Source organism: Eisenbergiella porci, from assembly GCF_009696275.1.
Lineage (GTDB): Bacteria > Bacillota > Clostridia > Lachnospirales > Lachnospiraceae > Eisenbergiella > Eisenbergiella porci.
This window is the reverse complement of sequence record NZ_VUMI01000026.1, coordinates 51,155-69,573: the sequence shown is the minus strand read 5'-3', so window position 1 is coordinate 69,573 and position 18,419 is coordinate 51,155. Positions and strand designations below refer to the sequence as shown.

Annotated in this window: 16 protein-coding genes; 1 reads left to right on the top strand and 15 read right to left on the bottom strand. The window is 50.8% G+C overall.

What is annotated here, in order from left to right; genetic code table 11:
* Window positions 1–58: 58 nt before the first annotated feature.
* From srtB to FYJ45_RS16010, 11 genes are all read right to left on the bottom strand, one after another.
* Window positions 59–835, bottom strand: a complete 777-nt coding sequence (gene srtB, locus FYJ45_RS16060) for a class B sortase (RefSeq protein WP_154465724.1) — start codon at window positions 833–835, stop codon at window positions 59–61.
* A 139-nt stretch (window positions 836–974) separates the two neighbouring features.
* Window positions 975–1,715, bottom strand: coding sequence for a SigF/SigG family RNA polymerase sporulation sigma factor (locus tag FYJ45_RS16055; protein WP_021639377.1), 741 nt, complete (start codon window positions 1,713–1,715; stop codon window positions 975–977).
* A gap of 3 nt (window positions 1,716–1,718) precedes the next feature.
* Window positions 1,719–2,174, bottom strand: coding sequence for an anti-sigma F factor (gene spoIIAB, locus FYJ45_RS16050; RefSeq protein ID WP_021639376.1), 456 nt, complete (start codon window positions 2,172–2,174; stop codon window positions 1,719–1,721).
* Window positions 2,175–2,264: 90 nt separating this feature from the next.
* Entirely contained in the window at window positions 2,265–2,639 is a 375-nt protein-coding gene (locus tag FYJ45_RS16045; RefSeq protein ID WP_049942425.1) for an STAS domain-containing protein, read from the bottom strand.
* A 205-nt stretch (window positions 2,640–2,844) separates the two neighbouring features.
* Window positions 2,845–4,254: a tetratricopeptide repeat protein gene (locus FYJ45_RS16040; RefSeq protein ID WP_154465722.1), complete on the bottom strand. Its 1,410-nt coding sequence runs from the start codon at window positions 4,252–4,254 to the stop codon at window positions 2,845–2,847.
* A gap of 12 nt (window positions 4,255–4,266) precedes the next feature.
* Window positions 4,267–4,425, bottom strand: a complete 159-nt coding sequence (locus tag FYJ45_RS16035; protein WP_154465720.1) for a hypothetical protein — start codon at window positions 4,423–4,425, stop codon at window positions 4,267–4,269.
* Between the two features lie 66 nt (window positions 4,426–4,491).
* Window positions 4,492–5,820, bottom strand: a complete 1,329-nt coding sequence (locus FYJ45_RS16030) for a bifunctional folylpolyglutamate synthase/dihydrofolate synthase (RefSeq protein ID WP_154465718.1) — start codon at window positions 5,818–5,820, stop codon at window positions 4,492–4,494.
* A 168-nt stretch (window positions 5,821–5,988) separates the two neighbouring features.
* The gene (locus tag FYJ45_RS16025) at window positions 5,989–8,652 is read right to left on the bottom strand and encodes a valine--tRNA ligase (RefSeq protein ID WP_154465716.1); all 2,664 of its coding nucleotides are present in this window, start codon (window positions 8,650–8,652) and stop codon (window positions 5,989–5,991) included.
* A 1,003-nt stretch (window positions 8,653–9,655) separates the two neighbouring features.
* Window positions 9,656–10,189, bottom strand: coding sequence for a GyrI-like domain-containing protein (locus FYJ45_RS16020; RefSeq protein WP_154465714.1), 534 nt, complete (start codon window positions 10,187–10,189; stop codon window positions 9,656–9,658).
* On the bottom strand, window positions 10,182–10,463 hold the full coding sequence (locus FYJ45_RS16015; protein WP_154465712.1) for a hypothetical protein: 282 nt from the start codon (window positions 10,461–10,463) through the stop codon (window positions 10,182–10,184). The genes FYJ45_RS16020 and FYJ45_RS16015 overlap by 8 nt, the downstream gene beginning before the upstream one ends.
* A 186-nt stretch (window positions 10,464–10,649) precedes the next feature.
* Window positions 10,650–11,483: an AraC family transcriptional regulator gene (locus FYJ45_RS16010; RefSeq protein WP_025490648.1), complete on the bottom strand. Its 834-nt coding sequence runs from the start codon at window positions 11,481–11,483 to the stop codon at window positions 10,650–10,652.
* A 115-nt stretch (window positions 11,484–11,598) separates the two neighbouring features.
* Here FYJ45_RS16010 and FYJ45_RS16005 point away from each other — a divergent pair, with 115 nt between their 5' ends.
* Window positions 11,599–13,317 carry a glycoside hydrolase family 2 protein gene (locus FYJ45_RS16005; protein ID WP_195841839.1) on the top strand — a complete coding sequence of 573 codons (1,719 nt, stop codon included), beginning with the start codon at window positions 11,599–11,601 and terminating at the stop codon, window positions 13,315–13,317.
* 204 nt (window positions 13,318–13,521) lie between these two features.
* Here FYJ45_RS16005 and FYJ45_RS16000 read toward each other — a convergent pair whose 3' ends face one another.
* From FYJ45_RS16000 to FYJ45_RS15985, 4 genes are all read right to left on the bottom strand, one after another.
* Complete coding sequence (locus FYJ45_RS16000) at window positions 13,522–14,010, bottom strand: GNAT family N-acetyltransferase (RefSeq protein WP_195841838.1); 489 nt, start codon at window positions 14,008–14,010, stop codon at window positions 13,522–13,524.
* Between the two features lie 28 nt (window positions 14,011–14,038).
* On the bottom strand, window positions 14,039–15,487 hold the full coding sequence (locus tag FYJ45_RS15995; protein ID WP_154465706.1) for an MATE family efflux transporter: 1,449 nt from the start codon (window positions 15,485–15,487) through the stop codon (window positions 14,039–14,041).
* A 264-nt stretch (window positions 15,488–15,751) separates the two neighbouring features.
* Window positions 15,752–17,227, bottom strand: coding sequence for a glutamate synthase-related protein (locus FYJ45_RS15990; RefSeq protein ID WP_154465704.1), 1,476 nt, complete (start codon window positions 17,225–17,227; stop codon window positions 15,752–15,754).
* 84 nt (window positions 17,228–17,311) lie between these two features.
* Window positions 17,312–18,385, bottom strand: a complete 1,074-nt coding sequence (locus FYJ45_RS15985; RefSeq protein WP_154465702.1) for an MORN repeat-containing protein — start codon at window positions 18,383–18,385, stop codon at window positions 17,312–17,314.
* Window positions 18,386–18,419 lie beyond the last annotated feature (34 nt).

The window sequence follows — 18,419 nt, the reverse complement described above, 5'->3', positions numbered from 1 at the left end:
TGTCATCTGCCTGGCTTCATCTGTTTCACTTCATCTATCTTTATCTGTCTTACTTCCCTTACTTCATCTGCCTGACTTCATCAACCACGCCATGCACGACAAACCGCCCCGTGCCGCCGGCTTTTCCGTGGCAGGTGGACAGCGTGACCATATCCGGCCTTCCCTGCGTGGACGCTTCCTGATATCCTTTAAAAAGCGATTTCCGAAGTATCATATCCAGATAGCTGTCATAATCCTCGTCCGTATAAACGGACTGATAGGTATCGCTGCCGCTTACCGTCGTATAATAGGAAATAATCCGGTATCTGACCGCTTTATCCTCCGTATAGAGATAAAACCAGGGATTCCCGTCGGCCATCCCCTCTTCCTGGATAAACTTCTTCAGGGATCCGAACATGGTGCGGTTCTTCATGTTATGCCCGTAAATCACCGTATTCCTGTCCGACAAATCCGGCGAATTGCCGGCATCCATAAATATGCAGCCTGCGCTGTTCTTCTCACCCTCAAAGGTCTTATAAAGATACGCCTCATTATCCGCCCCCTGGACCACCGGATAATTCAGTTCCAGGGCCGGGATATATAGCCAGTATCTGAAGTCCTGATTTTTATCCTTCAGCGCTTCAAAGTCTATCTCCGGCATAAAAAAATCATCCTCAGGCGCATCCGTCACCGTTTCCGCAGCGGCCGCCGCATCCGTATTCACATATTCCTGCAGCTCCTTATATTCCGCCGCTCCCTTGCTGTATTCCACAAAAATACCGCCCAGATTTACGCAGGCCACGATAAGGACAACAACTGCGCACAGGGGAACCAGAATTCCAATCCATTTTTTCATATGTGCCTCTTTCTTTCAGTGCATATTTAAAAATTCATCCCACAGACAAAAGTACCAGCTCAGGTAACCGTGAAAGAACCGAACGGTTACCCTGTTTGACTTTATTATATACCCTGCCGAAATCCTGATCAATGAATTTTCAGCACACCAGCTGCTCCCGCATGCGCAGCAATATTTTTTTCTCCAGCCTGCTCACCTGTACCTGGCTGATTCCCAGGACCCCGGCCACCTCAGTCTGGGTCTTGTCCTGGAAATAGCGCATCTCAATCAGCTCACGCTCCGTCTCGCTCAGGCTGTCCAGCAGCTGATTGAGAAGCATATGATCCAGAAGCTTTTCCTTTTCTTCGTCCAGACAGCCTGACTGGCAGTCTCCCGCCGCCACCTTGTCCAGAAGCTGTACCTCATTGCCGTCAGACTGATAAATGGTCTTATAAATAGATTCCACCTCCACATTGGCCTCCATAGCCATGACGATATCCTCCTTGGCAATGCCCGTTTCCCCTGAAATTTCCTCCAGTGTGGCGTCCCTGCCGTACTGATGGCCCAGCCGCTCCGCGGCCTGCTTTATCTTCCAACCGTTTTCCTTCAGGGTACGGCTCACCTTAACAAGGCCGTCATCCCGCAGAAACCGTTTGATTTCACCGCTTATCATGGGGACCGCATAGGTGGAAAAACGGACGTCAAAGGACAGATCAAACTTATCTATTGCCTTGATCAGCCCTATGGTCCCAATCTGGAACAGATCCTCCATATCGTATCCCCGGCCTGAGAAGCGTTTCACGATGTGATGAACGAGTCCCAGGTTTTTCTCTATCAGTACTTCTCTGGCCGAATTATCCCCGGCCTGCGCCTGTGCAATCAGTACTGATATTTCCTCCATGCACTACTCCTCATCTTCCGACCAGGAAAGAGTTCCCAGCTTCTTTTCCATTTTTACAAGAGTTCCTCTTCCCGGCTCGCTTGTCACATCCAAATCGTCCATAAAGGCCTCCATGAAGGCAAAACCCATACCGGAACGGTCCATATCCGGCCTGGTGGTAAACAGCGGCTCCATGGCCTGTTCCACATCCGCAATCCCTCTGCCCTTATCTTCGATTTCGATATGTAATACATCTCCCCGCAGGCAGCATCTGACCTCCACCTTGCCCGGCTCATCCCCGGACCAGCCCGCATAGCCGTGGATAATGGCGTTAGTGACCGCTTCGGACACGGCGGTTTTTATGTCCGCCACCTCCTCCAGTGTAGGATCAAGCGGTGTGATGAAGGCGGCTACGGCCACTCTGGCAAACCCCTCATTTTCCGAAACCGCGTCAAATTCCAATTTCATTTCGTTGTTCATTTCTCCTCCATTCTGCCGTCTGGCGGCATCTGCAAAATGTAATCCCAAAGCAGCTGCAAGACGTAGGGCAGCCGCCGTTGATTGAATGTTTCATTCCATGATTTCCACAATTCTGTCCAGCCCGGCAAGCTGGAGCATACGCCGGATCTGCCTGCCCGCATGAAGCACAAAAACCTTTCCTCCGAAGCAGGAAATGAGCTTGTATCTTCCAATGAGAATGCCGATTCCTGAGCTGTCCATAAAATGGGTATCCTCAAAATCAAAGACCACATTGCCCACCTGGGATTCCAGGATATAGTGGTCCGCATTTTTACAGATTTCATCGGAACGGTGGTGATCCACCTCCTCCGGCATCCGGATGCACAGATAGTTATCAATAATTTGATAATCGCCCGCCATCCTTGCAGCGTCCGCCACCTCGGCCTGGCTGGTCACCTTCAGCTGTTCATTTTCCCTGCTATTCATTGACTTAAAATCCTCCTCCATATGTTTCTCCTTTCTCACAGTTACTGCCAGAACCCCTGTCTGACCGGCGTTAAAAAAGAGAACCTCATGCATACGCATCCGGCCAGGGGCCGTGCGTCCATGAAAGTTCTCTTTTGTAAGTGATATTTAATTGGATATTTATTTTTTCCTCCTGGAGTTCGGCATACGCCGTTTCAAATACGGCTCAGGATTCCAGCTCCTTCAGATAGTCCTTGGCCCGGCGGGCCTTTTCCGTATTCGGGAATTGTTCAATTACCTGGTTGTATATTTTGGCGGCGTTCTTGCTGTCGCCTTTTTTCTTATAGGCGTTGCCCAGGATAAAAAGAGCGTCCCCATTGGTTTCATCGTAGGAAAATGCCTTTTCCAAATCCAGGATGGCGTTCTCGTAATCTCCCGCCTTGTAGGATTTATTCCCGCTGTTCGTGTAAGCCTCGCTAATCTTGGGGCCCACAGTCTCCAGCAGCTTGGCGTACAGATTCTTATATGCCTCGGAAATCGTATCGGACTGCATGGCTTCCTTATCGATTCCTTCCAGCGCCTGGGATATCTTCTCCATATCCTCCGGCGTATCCAGGTAGGTGTATGCCGCATTCAGCAAATCCTCAACAGTCTGCAGCGTACCGTCCTTACCTGCATAGACCTCCAGCTCCGAATTCAGTTCATCATTCTTTGCGGTCAGGGTATCCAGCTGCTTCTGCATATCCGTAAGCTCTGCATTTTTCTTATCCAGCTGCTCGCCGATACTTCTGCTTTCTTCGTTCAGCTGGGCTTTCAGGCTCTGGAGCCTGCCGGGAAGAATCAGGGTCAGGGAAACAGCCAGGCCGATTGCCACGCCGCCAAGCAGATAAAGAAGTCCGGTATAGTTCTTTTTCGGCTCCTTTACGGCAAGAGGCTGGATGATGGTTTCGTTTCCGCTCTGATATTTGATAACATCCTCAGTTTTCGCGGCTTTGTGGACATTTTTCACACCTTCGTCCACATTCAGGGCAGCGTTTACCTCCTTCATGTAACGAAGCGTCATGGTGTTGCCCACATCAATCCTGCTGCACTTCACAAGCTCCCTTTTCGCCTTATCCCAATCCTCATTATGAATATGAAGAAGGGCCAGAAGCTGATGGGCGCGCAGGAATTTGGAATTGATGGAGAGCACCTTGCGAAGCTGGATCAGCGCCAGATCCAGGCTTCCCTGCCTGCAGTACACCAGGGCCTGGTTGTATTTCTTAATCGCCTGGTTCAGGTTTTCCAGCTGGCTGGGGCTGTTCTGCACAGCTTCGATATAGGCGTCGGCAATGTTCTTCTCCGGCTGGAGATTCTTGCTGATGACCCATTCGCTGAGGGCATCCACGGTTTCACCCATCTCAAAATATACGAGTCCCAGAAGGTTCCTCGCTTCAATATTCATCTTATTCAGTTTCAGACATTCCGTCAGGCTTACAACTGCGCCTGAAAGATCCCGTACGTTCGCTTTCTCCAGACCATCATTATAGTAAAAATTGGATACGCTGACGACCTTCTTATACCGCGCCACATCGGCGCCGCAGTTCGTACAGAAATCGTGTTCCGTAAGCTCTGCGCCACAATTATAACAATTCATAACGGCAATCCTCTATTCCTCTGTGCTCTTTGCTGTTTTCCTGTTCTTTTCGATTTCCACCAGCAGGTCTGTCAGGTCCGTTAAATCATGGTTATATATGGCTTCCTCCACCTCGTCTACTTCAAGGCTGGGATGAAATTTCTTCAGTTCTTCCTCAAAATCTATCATCATAAAAACACCTCATTCTGCCGGCGCATCCGCACCGGATATGGAAAGCTGCTGCAGCCGTGCGCTTTCTTACAGCTGCTGCTTCTGTTTTCTTTTCTCAAGGTATGCTTTCAGCTGGCCGGCCAGATACAGGCTCCCTGCGGCATAGACCTCGTCCTCAGGCCGCTTCTTTTCCAGCAGCGTCTCCATGGCCTGCTCCGGGCTGTGATAGATCCTAACCTGGTTCCTTCCTCTCCAGAGCGAATCCAGCTGTTCCTCCGTCAGGCTTCTCGCGCTGTCCAGCCTTGCAATGGCCACATCCTCAAAAAGCCCGCTGTCCACAATACGCTGTGCCATCGGCTCCACCCGTTTGTCCGCCACAGCGGAAAACAGCAGATGCCTTTTCCCACGGCAGCCGTCCTCCCGGACGCTTTCCAGGAAAGCCTGCATACCATCTTCATTGTGGGCGCCGTCAATAAAAACACCGGGCAGGACTTCTTCCATCCGGCCTTCCCATTTTGCCTGCGACAGCCCGTTTTCAACCTGCTGCCTGGTAACCGGGCAGCTTCGTGAGAGCACCTCCAGAGCGCAAACGGCCAGCGCGGCGTTCTCCTTCTGGTAAACTGCCCTGGTTGACAGGCTGGCCCTAATATATTCATAATACCCAGAGCGCATGGAAAAATCAACGCTTTTATTCTTAAATTTAAATAAAACAACTTGTTTTTCTGACACAGGAATCACTTCCGCCGACATTTCACGGGCTTTTTTGACAATAACCTCGTTTACCTCTTCTTCCTGCTCCCAAAATACGACAGGGACGCCTTTTTTAATAATTCCGGCCTTTTCCCCGGCGATTTCGGCCTTCGTATTCCCCAGATACTCCGTATGATCAAGGCCGATGCGGGTGATGACCGTTACCAGCGGTTTTTCGATAACGTTGGTAGCGTCCAGGCGTCCGCCCATTCCCGTTTCCAGTATAATATAGTCTGCCCGTTTTTCCTGAAACCAAAGCATGGATATGAAAAACAGCATTTCAAAAAAAGTGGGATGGTATTCCTCCTGATTTTTTTCACAAAAGGCCTTTACGCTGTCCATCACCTGATTAAAACAGCGGGCAAATTCCTCTTTGGAAATCATTTCCCCGTCGAGCCGGAAGCGCTCCCTCACATCCACCAGATGCGGGGAGGTGAAAAGACCGGTCCTCCGGCCCGCGCCGCTTAAAACAGCATTAATATAGGAACATACTGATCCTTTTCCGTTTGTTCCCGCCACATGGATCATGCCCGACCGTTCGCCCGGCCTTCCCAGATATTCATAAAACCTTCGGGTGTCCTCAGGTGTATTTTTCTTCGTAAATTTGGGGATCTGCAGGGCATAATCCACTGCCTCCTCGTAGGTATAGCTCTTTTTTTCCATCATTATCTTCTGCCTCGTGTATTTCTTTGGGACGGCCCGTACTCCGAAACCGCAGCGCCCACACTACGCAAGGCCGCCTGTGCGGCTTCAAGCAAGGGGGCGCAAAACAGCTATGCGCACCCTGCTTCCGCCCTGTGAATCCATGATACCCTGCACGGTACCGTCTGCCGCTTATTTTTTCAGGGCGCCCAGACGTTCTTTTACCTGTGCCATCATCTGTGTGTATTTTTCCAGCTTTTCCTTTTCCTCAACGATTTTGCTTTCCGGCGCCTTGGACAGGAATTTTTCGTTGCTCAGCATGCCGTTGACGCGCGCCAGCTCACCCTGCAGCTTCTTTTCCTCTTTTTCCAGTCTTTCGATTTCCTGGGCGATATCCACCAGCTCTGCAAAGGGGATGTAGCAGGTGGCCCCTGCGATCACAACGGAAACCGCATCATCCGCAATGCCTGTCCGGTCCGCCTGGACGGTTACCTGGGAAGCATAGGCAAGGGAAGCGAAGAACAGCTTTCCTTCGGTAAATGCCCGGGTGATATCCTCCTTGTCGCTTACTACATAAACATGCGCCTTTTTGCTGGGCGGCACGTTCATATTGCTTCTCACGTTACGGATGCCCCTTACGGCCTCCTTGATGATTTCAATATCCTTCTCCTGCGCCGCATAATTCCAGTCCGCGCGGTATTCGGGCCATTTTGAAATCATAATGGATTCTTCCTCGTCCTGGAGCGTGCAGAAAATCTCTTCCGTCACGAAGGGCATGAAAGGATGCAGCAGCTTCAGCGCGTTAAGAAGCACATTTTTCAGCGTCCACAGGGCCGCTCCCTGGCTGTCCGCATCATCGGTGTCATACAGCCTGGGCTTCACCATTTCAATATACCAGTCGCAGAACTCATCCCAGATGAAGTCATATACCTTCTGGACAGCGATGCCCAATTCAAAGTTCTCCATGTTGTCGGTTACTTCCTTCACCACATTGTTCAGCTTGGAAAGTATCCATTTATCCACCGGCTGCAGATGTCTGTCCGCATCCTGAGGGATGGTCTTGCCGTCCATATTCATCATGATGAAACGGGAAGCATTCCATACCTTATTGGCAAAATTACGGCTGGCCTCCACTCTTTCATAGTAGAAGCGCATATCGTTTCCGGGCGCATTTCCCGTAATCAGGGTAAGGCGCAGCGCATCCGCGCCGTACTGGTCGATGATCTCCAGCGGATCGATGCCGTTGCCCAGAGACTTGGACATCTTCCTGCCTTGGGAATCCCTGACAAGGCCGTGGAACAGGACGGTGGAAAAGGGTTTTTCACCCATCTGCTCATAGCCGGAGAAGATCATGCGGATAACCCAGAAGAAAATGATATCGTAGCCGGTAACCAGCACATCCGTAGGGTAAAAATAATCCAGATCCTCTGTTTTATCCGGCCAGCCCAGCGTAGAGAAGGGCCACAGCGCGGAGGAGAACCAGGTATCCAGCGTATCCGGATCCTGGGTCAGGTGAGTGCAGCCGCACTTCGGGCAAACCGAAGGCGCTTCCTTAGCCACCACGATTTCACCGCATTCGTCACAGTAATAAGCCGGTATGCGGTGTCCCCACCAGAGCTGTCTGGAAATACACCAGTCGCGGATGTTATCGGTCCAGTTATAATAGGTTTTGTCCATGCGTTCCGGAATCAGCCGGATATCGCCGTTTTTCACACCCTCCACAGCGGGCTTGATCAGCTCGTCCATTTTTACGAACCACTGCTTTTTAATCAGCGGCTCCACCGTGGTCTTGCAGCGGTCATGGGTGCCTACATTATGGGAATAGTCTTCGATTCCCACCAGAAGCCCCATTTCGTCAAGCTCCTTCACGATGGCAGCTCTCGCTTCATAACGACCCATGCCCGCGAATTTGCCGCCGTTTTCATTGATGGTGGCATCATCGTTCAAAATATTGATTTCAGGCAGGTTATGGCGCTTTCCTACCTCAAAGTCGTTAGGGTCATGGGCCGGGGTGATCTTAACCACGCCGGTACCGAATTCCATATCCACATAGGAATCCGCCACGATGGGGATTTCCCGGTTCATCAGGGGCAGCAGCACCTTCCTGCCGATGAGGGACGTATATCTTTCATCCTCAGGGTTGACCGCCACAGCCGTATCACCCAGCATGGTTTCCGGACGGGTGGTTGCGAACTCCAGGAACTCCGTAGTGCTGGGCGCGCCGTTTTCATCTATGAGCGGGTATTTGATGTGCCAGAAATGGCCCGCCTGCTCCTCGTAAACCACCTCCGCATCGGAAATGGAGGTATTGCATACCGGGCACCAGTTTACGATACGGCTGCCTTTATAGATCCAGCCCTTTTCATGCATTTTGCAGAACACTTCGGTTACGGCTTTATTGCAGCCTTCGTCCATGGTGAAGCGCTCTCTGTCCCAGTCACAGGAGGAGCCAAGCTTACGGAGCTGGCTTGTAATCCTGCCGCCGTACTCCTTTTTCCACTTCCAGGCGCGCTCCAGGAATTTTTCCCTTCCCAGGTCGTGCTTGTCAATGCCTTCTTCCTTTAATTTTTCAATGATCTTCACTTCCGTTGCGATGCTGGCATGATCTGTTCCCGGCTGCCACAGCGCATTATAGCCCTGCATCCTCTTGAAACGGATCAGGATATCCTGCATGGTATTGTCCAGGGCGTGTCCCATATGCAGCTGTCCCGTGATATTCGGGGGCGGCATTACAATAGTAAAGGGCTTTTTGCTTCTGTCCACCTCTGCATGGAAATATTTCTTTGCTATCCACTTTTCATAAAGTCTGTCCTCAATGCCATGAGGATCGTAGGTTTTAGCCAGTTCCTTACTCATAATTACTCCTATCCGCCCGCTCCTGCGGGCCTTTGTTTTGTGTGGGGGGACGGGCTTTCCCGCAGTCCTGCCCGGCGTCCTGTTTCCTGCGGGGTGCGGACGGGGGGAAAGCCCTAGGGTAGCGGCCGCGGAAGTTAAGGGCAGAATCGTGTGAAAATGCCTTAAGGGACATAAAAAAGGCCCTTTGCCGGGTTGGTTCGGCAAAGGGCGTCTTTAACGCGGTACCACCTTTGTTCACCGGGAAACTTGGGGCGTCTGGTGTGGGGAATGAGACGCTCAGGGGGGCAGAATAGACTTTTGCTGTTGCGGCAAAATTCTGGGATCCGGCCTGCGTTTGGTTTCCTGGCCTTTGGCATCTTTTAACGGGGATGAGGCGGGAGGCCTTAATGGGCAGAATTTATGGGGTCTGCTTTTGGGGGTCCGATTCCAAAGCTACCTTCGGCATTCCTTTCTTCTGAACGTCTTCCAGCCTGGCTTGGATTTTGTGTGTCGTTGATTAATATTTAATCAGCAGGGATTGCGCCAGGACGTTCTTCTCTGTGAAGGGGGGATGCTTACTCCTCTTTTTCATTATCTTTGATATTATGGCGGCTGAACCCTGTAATTTCGGGGTGGCCAATTTATTTTTTACTATAATGAATGAATGGGCTTTTGTCAAGTCCATACCCGTATTGTTTTATGGGTTATGTGAGCGTTCTTAAAGGAGTCTGGGGGGCCGAACTGTTACCTTTTTTATCGAGGTATTCTATGTAGGGCTTTTTATTCACTTTGTGTGAGTTGTTTTTGTACCAGCTGAAAGATTCTTTCAGACCTTCCTGCAGGTGTTTGAGCTCTGGCATCAGTTGATTTTGGGAGGGGACATCGAGGCAGTATTCGTAGTTATAAAAACAGAAATAGTTTCTTTGTTCGATATCCTGGCGCACATTTATAAATTCGGCCTGGCGGCCGGCGACGCGATAGCAGAGATGCACCCATTCGCGGATTGTTACGGTTTCTTTATTTCCTACGTTATAAATGTGTTGGGAGGGTTTGGCGTTAAGAAGGATTTCTGTGAATCTGCATAAATCATGGACATGAAAAAAGCAATCCAAATCTCTACAAGGCCGTCCTTTCCATAGTATTCGATATCCGGCGCTCCTGATTTCATTCTGCCTGTAAGGTAGCCTTTATTTAAGGGCCGGTATTTGGATTTGGGCAGCCATTTTGTGATTGCCATGGCTTCCGTTTTTCCGATGGTTTCCAGCGTGCAGGGGAAAATTGCCCATGTCATGGCCGGTATGGTGTATTCTGTGATATCGTTTCGCGTATCTTTGTCACTTGATACTGCGATCAGATACTCAAATTTACGGGGATCTGTTTCGTTCGTATTATAAATATTTATTCCGAGCAGGCCCTGCTGCTTTTGATTTGACAGCGCCAGTAACGGTTTGTCATGGTTTTCTGTTCGTATCTGGGGGAAAGACTGTCGCTTTACAGAGAAGGCGCCAATGCTTATGGGAACATTATTGACACAAACGGGAATTATATCATCAGCCATGACGGGGATGATGGTGCAGTGGGCAGGAACCTGTTCGATTACCTGGAAGGGCAGGCGGAATTTGATGAAGGATATGCTTCTTCCATGCTGCGGGATAATCCGCCATCTCCGCCAGATAAATGTCGCTGATATCCAGAATCGTTCGCCTTGTTTCCAATCTGTCCGCCCGTACCATCCAGACCAGAAGCGAAAAAATGAGCAGTCCCAACACTGCCGCCGCTGCCATCACACTGGTCTGTTTTTTATTCGAAAATGAAAACTTGCCTTCCTTCATTACCGGTTCCGCCTGATTATATTTTATCGTCCAGCCGTAAAGCTTTATTTTTTATCATCATAGCATCCCGAAGAATGAAAAACAAGACTTTATTACAGTGTTTTCGGATCCGGTTTTTCCGGGTTATATATTACGGTTCAGCCTGGTCTGAACCGTAACTGCCCAGACCTGCCCGGACTGTAACGGTTATGTTCCAATGTCCCCGGTAATCCTGTATTTTCCCGGCGGCAGTCCCTTTTTCTGCCGGAATATGTTGGCAAAATAGTGCTCATCCGAAAACTGCAGCCGGTAAGCAACCTCCTTCACCGTCATCCCCGTGTTTCTCAAAAGCAGGCAGGCCGTGTCTATTTTCCGGGACAGCACATATTCATAGGGTGTCTGGCCATATGCCTTCCGGAAAACCCGAGTCAGCTGGGAAGGGGAAAGGCTGGCTTCCTTTGCCAGCTGTTCAATACTCAGGCGTTCATAAATATGCTCATCCACATATTTCCTAACTGCAACCGCAGTCTCCGGAAGCCGTATTTCCGGCTCCGCCCCCGCCGCTGCATGGGCGGCCAGCTGAAGAAGGATTTCATGGAAAAGGAGGGAGGTCCTGCGTGCCACCTCGGTCCCGCTGCCCTCCTTTTTTTCACAGACATGAAGGAACTCCCGGAATAAAGGATAGACCGGGCAGTCCCGGAAAAGGACCGTCTCCCCCAGGCCGAAGCCTTCCACAAGGGTGTCGCACAGGCTTCCTTTTACATTCATCCATATTTTTTTCCATGGATTGGCCGCATCGGCCTGGTAAAAATGGCTTTTTCCCCGGGGAAGCAGATAAACGTCCCCCTTTGCCGGACGGTAGGTTTCCTCCCCGATCCGCAGCAGGCCTTCCCCTTCCATAATATACTCAAGGATATAGATGGAGGAATTCTCCCTTTCTATATGATAATGGCTGTCAGGATAGGTAATTCCCGTCATCTCAATCTGAAAAACCGGCTCTCCCGGCAGCTGGCCCGGGAGGAATGTAATGATTTGTTCCATAATGCGTGTTTTCCTCAATATTTTGCGTGTAATTTCCATTTATTAACCTATATTATAGCTGTATACTTCAAGTAACGCAAGATGAGCCGGGGCATCCGGCAGAATGGAGGAAATTATGGGGAATATACCTAGACCGGAACATCCTTTTCCGCAGTTTGTACGCGAGGACTGGATGAACCTGAACGGAACATGGGATTTTGAACTTGATTTGAACAACAGCGGGCTGGAAAGAGGCTTTGGAAAAAGGACGGATTTTAAGGACAAGATCCTGGTGCCCTTCTGCCCTGAAAGTGAATTGAGCGGCGTCGGCTACACGGACTTTATCGCAGCCGTATGGTATCACCGCACCGTTACCGTCAGCGCAGAACAGCTGCAGGGAAAGGTTTACCTGCATTTCGGCGCCGTGGATTATGACTGCCGTGTATTTGTTAATGGCACGGAGGCGGGAAGGCACAAGGGAGGCTATGTGTCCTTTGCCCTGGAAATTTCCACGCTTCTGAAGGAAGGGGAGAATCATCTGGTGGTATGTGCACAGGATGATACCAGAAGCCCTATGCAGCCCATCGGCAAGCAGAGCGACCGCTTCTATTCACATGACTGCTCCTATACCAGAACCACAGGTATCTGGCAGACCGTATGGATGGAATTCACGCCTGCCGCACATATCTGCAGCGTCCAGTATTACCCGAATGTAGCGGAAGGCTCCGTAACCATCAAGGCAGTAGTGGAAGGGGAAGGCATCTTCAGCGCCGCCGCTTCCTATGAGGGAACCGCCTGCGGAAGCGCATCCGCCAGGACGGATTCCGGCAACGTAATCGTCACCATCCCCCTGAGCGAAATCCATCTCTGGGAAGCAGGGGCAGGACGCCTTTATGATCTGCAGCTTTCCTTCGGCGATGACAAAGTGAGCAGCTACTTTGGCCTCCGTGAAGTGAAGCTGGACGGCTACCGCTTCCTGATTAACGGCAAGTCCGTATTCCAGCGTCTGATCCTGGATCAGGGATTCTATCCCGATGGCATTTATACGGCGCCCTCCGACGAGGCTCTGGTAAATGATATCCGCCTTTCCATGGCGGCAGGCTTCAACGGAGCCAGGCTGCACCAGAAGGTATTTGAACCCCGCTTCCTCTATCACTGCGACAGGCTGGGTTATCTGGCCTGGGGCGAAATGGCAAACTGGGGCTTTGATCATTCCTCCTATTCCGGCTATGAGGCATTTATTCCGGAATGGATCCAGTCGATTGAAAGAGATTTCAACCATCCCGCCATCGTAGGCTGGTGTCCTTTCAATGAAACCTGGGATTTTGAGGGACGCAGACAGATTGACAGCCTTCTTGCCCTCACATGGAAGATCACCAAGCAGTATGACACCACCCGTCCCTGCATCGATACCAGCGGCAACTACCACGTTGTTACGGATATCTTTGACGTGCATGACTATGAGCAGGATCCCGAAGCATTTGCCGCCACTTATGAGCCGTTTAAAAATGGTACGGGCGTATTCCACGACCGTCTGGGCGACAGGCAGCAGTACAAAGAAGGGCAGGCGATGTTCGTCAGCGAATACGGCGGAATCAAATGGGCTCCCGGCAGCACGGACGAAAAGGCCTGGGGATATGGAAACGGCCCCAGGACTGAGGAAGAGTACATATCCAGATATAAAGGACTTACCGATGCGCTTCTTGACAATCCCAGGATGTTCGGCTTCTGCTATACACAGCTGACAGACGTGGAACAGGAACAGAACGGCATCTATTACTATGACAGGACACCTAAGATCGATGTGAATATCTTTAAGGAAATCAACAGCCGGAAGGCTGCTATCGAAGACTGATAAGGACGGATGCCCTGGCTTAATATCATGATATTTATCTCCCACAGCTACGGACCAACTTCTTACAGATCCTATGTGTTCCGCAGCTACGGGAATAAATTAAGCCCGAAAGGGAAATGGCAGATACCCATGAAGTATGTATGCCATCTGCCTTTCGGGCCTGTTATTCTTATTTTGAAGCACAGGCATAACTGCCTGGCAAAGCTATACCCTGCCTTCCATAATAATATTCTGAGGATTCATTCCCAGCGCTTTATAAAAGCCCATGGCCGATTCATTAAAGGCCCATACCTTCAGTTCCACCCTGTTGATTCCCATCGGCCTGATTATGTCCGCCAACGCCTCATAGAGCGCTTTTCCCACACCCATATGCCTGAAATCTTCAAAGATGCAGATATCGTCAATGTAGGCATAGCGTCTGGGCACCACCACCGGGTGGGCCGGAGCCTGCTTCAGCTTGACATTACATATGCCCGCAGCCCTGCCGTCTGCCTCGGCTACCAGGAAGAAGGAATTTTCCTCCTCCATCAGCTTTTCAAAATCTTCCCTGCCAAACGGGCTGTCCTCCAGGTCGGCAAAAATATCCGGCCGGTTTACCGCATGGATATGCTGTTCTTCCCGTATGGCCGCTCTCAACAGCTCATAATCTCCCCAGCCGCCTTCTCTTACGGTAATTTTCTTTTTCTCCTGCATCAAATTTACCTCTTCTCTTATATGCCTTCTATACCAAATCTGCTGCGTTTTCTCCGATTTTGCTGATAATCTTTTTATTAATTCTCGCATAGAAGAACAGGGTGACAGTCAGCGACATAAGTTCCGCAATCGGGAATGCCCACCATACGTTTTCCACCTTACCGGTCAGGGAAAGCAGATAGGCTGCGGGAAGCAGCACTAAAAGCTGTCTTGCCGCAGATACCGCCAGACTGTAAACACCGTTGCCCAAAGCCTGGAATACACTGCCGATAACAATACAGAAGCCGGCAAACATAAAGCTCAGGCTGATGATTCTAAGGGCAGGCACGCCGATTGTCAGCATATGTTCCGAAGCGTTGAACATAGCCAGCAGCTTGTCCGGGAAAATCTGGAAAACAAGGAGCCCCACCATCATGATGGACACCGCATAAATGATACTCAGCTTTGCCACATGCTTCACACGTTTCCGGTTGCCCGCGCCGTAATTATAGGCCACAATAGGAACCATTCCGTTATTCAGGCCGAATACCGGCATGAACACAAAGCTCTGCACCTTGAAATAAACGCCGAAGACCGCCGTGGCAGTTGAAGTAAACTGAATCAGAATCAGGTTCATGCCATAGGTCATGACAGAGCCGATTGCCTGCATGATAATAGACGGGATGCCTACGGCATAAATCCTGCCGATCATTTTTTTCTCAGGACGGAATTTTCTGAAATTCAGATGGATATCCTTGTTCACCTTCAGGTTAAAGATAATTGCCAGCCCTGCCGCCACAATCTGTCCGAATACCGTAGCCGCCGCTGCGCCCGCAACGCCCATTTTGGGAAAGCCAAAGAGGCCGAAAATCAAAATAGGGTCGAAAATAATATTAATCACTGCGCCCAGACTCTGGGTAATCATGGTATACATGGTCCGTCCGGTGGACTGCAGCAGCTTTTCAAAGGTCATCTGGGTAAACATACCGATAGAACAGATACATACAATCGTCAGATAGGTTACGCCGTAGGATACGATTTCCTGATCCTTTGTCTGGCTTAAATAAAACGGCTTCGCAATCAGTACTCCGACTATCAGAAATACCACGTAGGACATAATCGCAAGGAAAACGCCGTTTTCCGCCGCTTTATTAACATTCTCCTGATCCCGCTCTCCCAGGCTTCTGGAAAGGACCGCATTGACGCCGACGCCGGTTCCCGTGCTGAGGGCGATCATCAGCGACTGGATAGGGAACGCCAGGGAAACAGCGGTCAGTGCATTTTCATTGATCATGGATACGAACACACTGTCCACAATGTTGTAAAGGGCCTGCACCAGCATGGAAACCATCATGGGAAGGGCCATGGACAGAAGCAGCCTGTTCATGGGCATGGTTCCCATCTTATTAGTCATAACGCGTTCCGGCTGCTTTCCCTCTCCCGCCGCCTGGGACGCCGCGCCATTTACAGCTGCATTTTTCTTTTGTTTTTCACTCATTTTAACACCACTTTCTAACTCTTAACTAGCTAACCATTCCAGTATAATAGAAAAAACAGCAGCCCGCAAGTAAAACAATCTGCTGTTCCTTCCTATTTATATAAGCAATTTAACTAAAGTTTTTGCATAACTGTCCTGTTCCATCACAGTTACATGCAAAATTCCATTCAAAACCACCTGCGAAATTAATATTTTGTACTTCCGGATGACTTTCAGCCGGTCAGCACTGTAAACGCACCGGCCGGCTGAACTGCTGATTTTTCCTTATGCATGGGGAATATTGGTAAATTCCGATATTTCCCGGCTGATGGTGCATAAATCCTCAACGCTTAGATCATGCAGTCTCTCATGCCCTGTGATGCGGGCGAAGGTTTTCAGTTCCTCCAGGGAGCAGTTGAGATAGTTTGCCACTCTCGCTGCCGCCGCATCCATCTTAAGGCGTGCTCTCAGTGTCTCATCCTGTGTGGCGATTCCTACCGGACATTTTCCGCTGCCGCAAATCCGGTACTGTTGGCAGGCCGCTGCCATCAGCGCCGCCGAAGCCACCGCCACCGCGTCGGCTCCCATGGCAATCGCCTTTGCAAAATCCGAGGATACCCGCAGCCCTCCCGTAATCACCAGGGAAATATCGGATTTCACGCTGTCCAGATATTTCCTTGCCCGGTAAAGTGCAAATACAGTGGGAACACTTGTGGAATCACGCACCAGACGCGGGCTCGCCCCTGTTGCGCCGCCTCTTCCGTCGATAGTAATAAAATCCGGACCGGCAAAGACACAGTATTCCAGATCCCGTTCAATTCTTCCCGCTGCGATCTTGATCCCGATCGGCCTGCCGTCCGATTCACAGCGCAGTTTGTCAACCAGCGCCCGCAAATCCTCTCTGGTATTGATTCCCGGGAATCTGGACGGGCTGATAACGTCCTGTCCCAGGGGCTTATTACGGATGGCTGCGATTTCCGGAGTCACCTTGCCTCCCGGAAGATGTCCTCCCATGCCGGGCTTGGTACCCTGGCCGATCTTGATTTCTATGGCATCAGCGCGCCGCAGGTTCTCCGGCGTCACACTGTACAGATTGGGCACATATTCAAAAATATATTTGGCCGCCGCTTCCCTTTCCTCCGGCAGAATCCCGCCTTCGCCGCTGCACATGGCCGAATGCGCCAGAGCGCTTCCTCTCGCCAGGGATATCTTGGCTTCCTTTGAAAGCGCGCCGAAGGACATGTGGGATATGTATACCGGATTGTCCAGTATAAGCGGCTTCTTGGCATTCGGGCCGATAACGGTGGTCGTATCCACATGGGCATGCTCATCCAGCGGCGGCGGATTCAGCTGCGCCCCCAGAATAAGTATGTCATCCCAGCAGGGCATGGGCATCTGTGTCCCCATGGCCTCAATAAGGGGCTTTCCTGAAACCGCCATTTCGTGAATCTGAGCCATGTACCGGATATTTTCATCCTGCCTTCTCCATTTCTCCGGATAGGCAAGAGTCTGGGGTTCACTATTTTCATCTGTGCATGCAGCGCCGGCCGGCGCTTCCGTTTCCCCGGCAGCTTTCAGGCCTGTCTGCGTGCCAGCTTCCGCAGTTTCCGTTTCCGGCACAGCCGCAGGCTGCTCCTCCAGCAAACGTAAGTTATCCGGCGAACGCCCGCACACCGGACATTTTTCCAGCTCTGAAAAGAGCTTCCCTTCCTTTTCTTCGTCAAAAATGTAACCACAGATTCCACATTGGTATCTTGCCATACCTTTTACCCCCTTATTATTTATAATACGGCCGCCTGCTTCCGGCAAAGCCGTTCGTTCCCCTTTTTACAACTGTCCCTGGCTTTATTCCTTTCTGTTTTTTACCTGAACCCTTACCTCCTTCAGCCCCTGATCCTTGTTTTCCAGCGGATGGATCCACATATGGCTGTCCGGGTTCTGTACATCCTGGCAAATCGGCACCCTGCCTTCCAGATCCCTTCCTTCAAAGGTCTTAAACACACCTTCCTTCGCTTCACCGCGCCATTCCTGCACGTTGCCGTCGGCATTCAGCGTGTTGATATACATATTTCCATGGTACAGCCCGTCCTTGAAATTGCCGATCACATTCTGAAAATACCGGCTCTCCGGGGCTGCCCTGCCGATATCCAGATCATAGTGCTCCTGGCCTTCCCCGTTGGGCAGATTGTCCAGCCAGGCACCCTCATAGCTATGGGTAACCAGAACCGGATCAAAGGAAGCAGTATTGTCCTGACAGTACATTTTCAGCCACATTCCCTTCCCGCTGCGCAGGCCGTCCTTCCATTCTCCGTAGTAATACTGATCCTCTCCGTAAACGGCAATGCCCGTTCCCTCCGGGCGGCCCTGCTCATTCCTGTCCCCGTAGTAATAAAAATAAGCTGAACTTTTCAGTGAGGCCGACATGGCGCGGTAATGTGCCAGCCCGCTCAGATCCTCTACGGCTTCCACATTATCCTTCTGCCAGTAATCCATCATTTCTGCGAGCATCTGGGTATTCGTTTTCTTTACAATAACCGTCGCCGTATTTGTGCTTACCTGCGCCGTGTCCGGCACATTGGAGCCGGATACGGCAGGAGGCGCGTCCTTCACAGCATCCGGCGCGCTTTCCGTTTCCACAGGTTCCTCGGCATCCAGCTCAATCGTCTCCTGAACCTCCACAGGATCCTCTTTGCCGGTATTTTCTCCCGTTTCATCTGAGGCTTCCTCCGTGCTTTCCGCCGTTTCGCCGCCGCTTTCCGTTTCGCTTTCCGTTTCCTGCACCGCCTCTGTATCCGGTCCCGTACCGGACGGCCCCTTTTTCTGCCTGGCACTGACTGCGCACATTACCAACACCACAATGATAAAAAGAAGCAGGGCGGCTATGGGAACCAGCTCCTTCATTAATTTACTGTTTTTCATTCCTATTCTCTCCGGTTCTTTCTTTTCAGGGCGG

Coding starts and splice junctions, on each gene's coding strand:
- srtB (WP_154465724.1), bottom strand. CDS start 835: ATGAAAAAATGGATTGGAATTCTGGTTCCCCTGTGCGCAGTTGTTGTC.
- FYJ45_RS16055 (WP_021639377.1), bottom strand. CDS start 1,715: ATGGAGGAAATATCAGTACTGATTGCACAGGCGCAGGCCGGGGATAAT.
- spoIIAB (WP_021639376.1), bottom strand. CDS start 2,174: ATGAACAACGAAATGAAATTGGAATTTGACGCGGTTTCGGAAAATGAG.
- FYJ45_RS16045 (WP_049942425.1), bottom strand. CDS start 2,639: ATGAATAGCAGGGAAAATGAACAGCTGAAGGTGACCAGCCAGGCCGAG.
- FYJ45_RS16040 (WP_154465722.1), bottom strand. CDS start 4,254: ATGAATTGTTATAATTGTGGCGCAGAGCTTACGGAACACGATTTCTGT.
- FYJ45_RS16035 (WP_154465720.1), bottom strand. CDS start 4,425: ATGATGATAGATTTTGAGGAAGAACTGAAGAAATTTCATCCCAGCCTT.
- FYJ45_RS16030 (WP_154465718.1), bottom strand. CDS start 5,820: ATGATGGAAAAAAAGAGCTATACCTACGAGGAGGCAGTGGATTATGCC.
- FYJ45_RS16025 (WP_154465716.1), bottom strand. CDS start 8,652: ATGAGTAAGGAACTGGCTAAAACCTACGATCCTCATGGCATTGAGGAC.
- FYJ45_RS16020 (WP_154465714.1), bottom strand. CDS start 10,189: ATGGCTGATGATATAATTCCCGTTTGTGTCAATAATGTTCCCATAAGC.
- FYJ45_RS16015 (WP_154465712.1), bottom strand. CDS start 10,463: ATGAAGGAAGGCAAGTTTTCATTTTCGAATAAAAAACAGACCAGTGTG.
- FYJ45_RS16010 (WP_025490648.1), bottom strand. CDS start 11,483: ATGGAACAAATCATTACATTCCTCCCGGGCCAGCTGCCGGGAGAGCCG.
- FYJ45_RS16005 (WP_195841839.1), top strand. CDS start 11,599: ATGGGGAATATACCTAGACCGGAACATCCTTTTCCGCAGTTTGTACGC.
- FYJ45_RS16000 (WP_195841838.1), bottom strand. CDS start 14,010: ATGCAGGAGAAAAAGAAAATTACCGTAAGAGAAGGCGGCTGGGGAGAT.
- FYJ45_RS15995 (WP_154465706.1), bottom strand. CDS start 15,487: ATGAGTGAAAAACAAAAGAAAAATGCAGCTGTAAATGGCGCGGCGTCC.
- FYJ45_RS15990 (WP_154465704.1), bottom strand. CDS start 17,227: ATGGCAAGATACCAATGTGGAATCTGTGGTTACATTTTTGACGAAGAA.
- FYJ45_RS15985 (WP_154465702.1), bottom strand. CDS start 18,385: ATGAAAAACAGTAAATTAATGAAGGAGCTGGTTCCCATAGCCGCCCTG.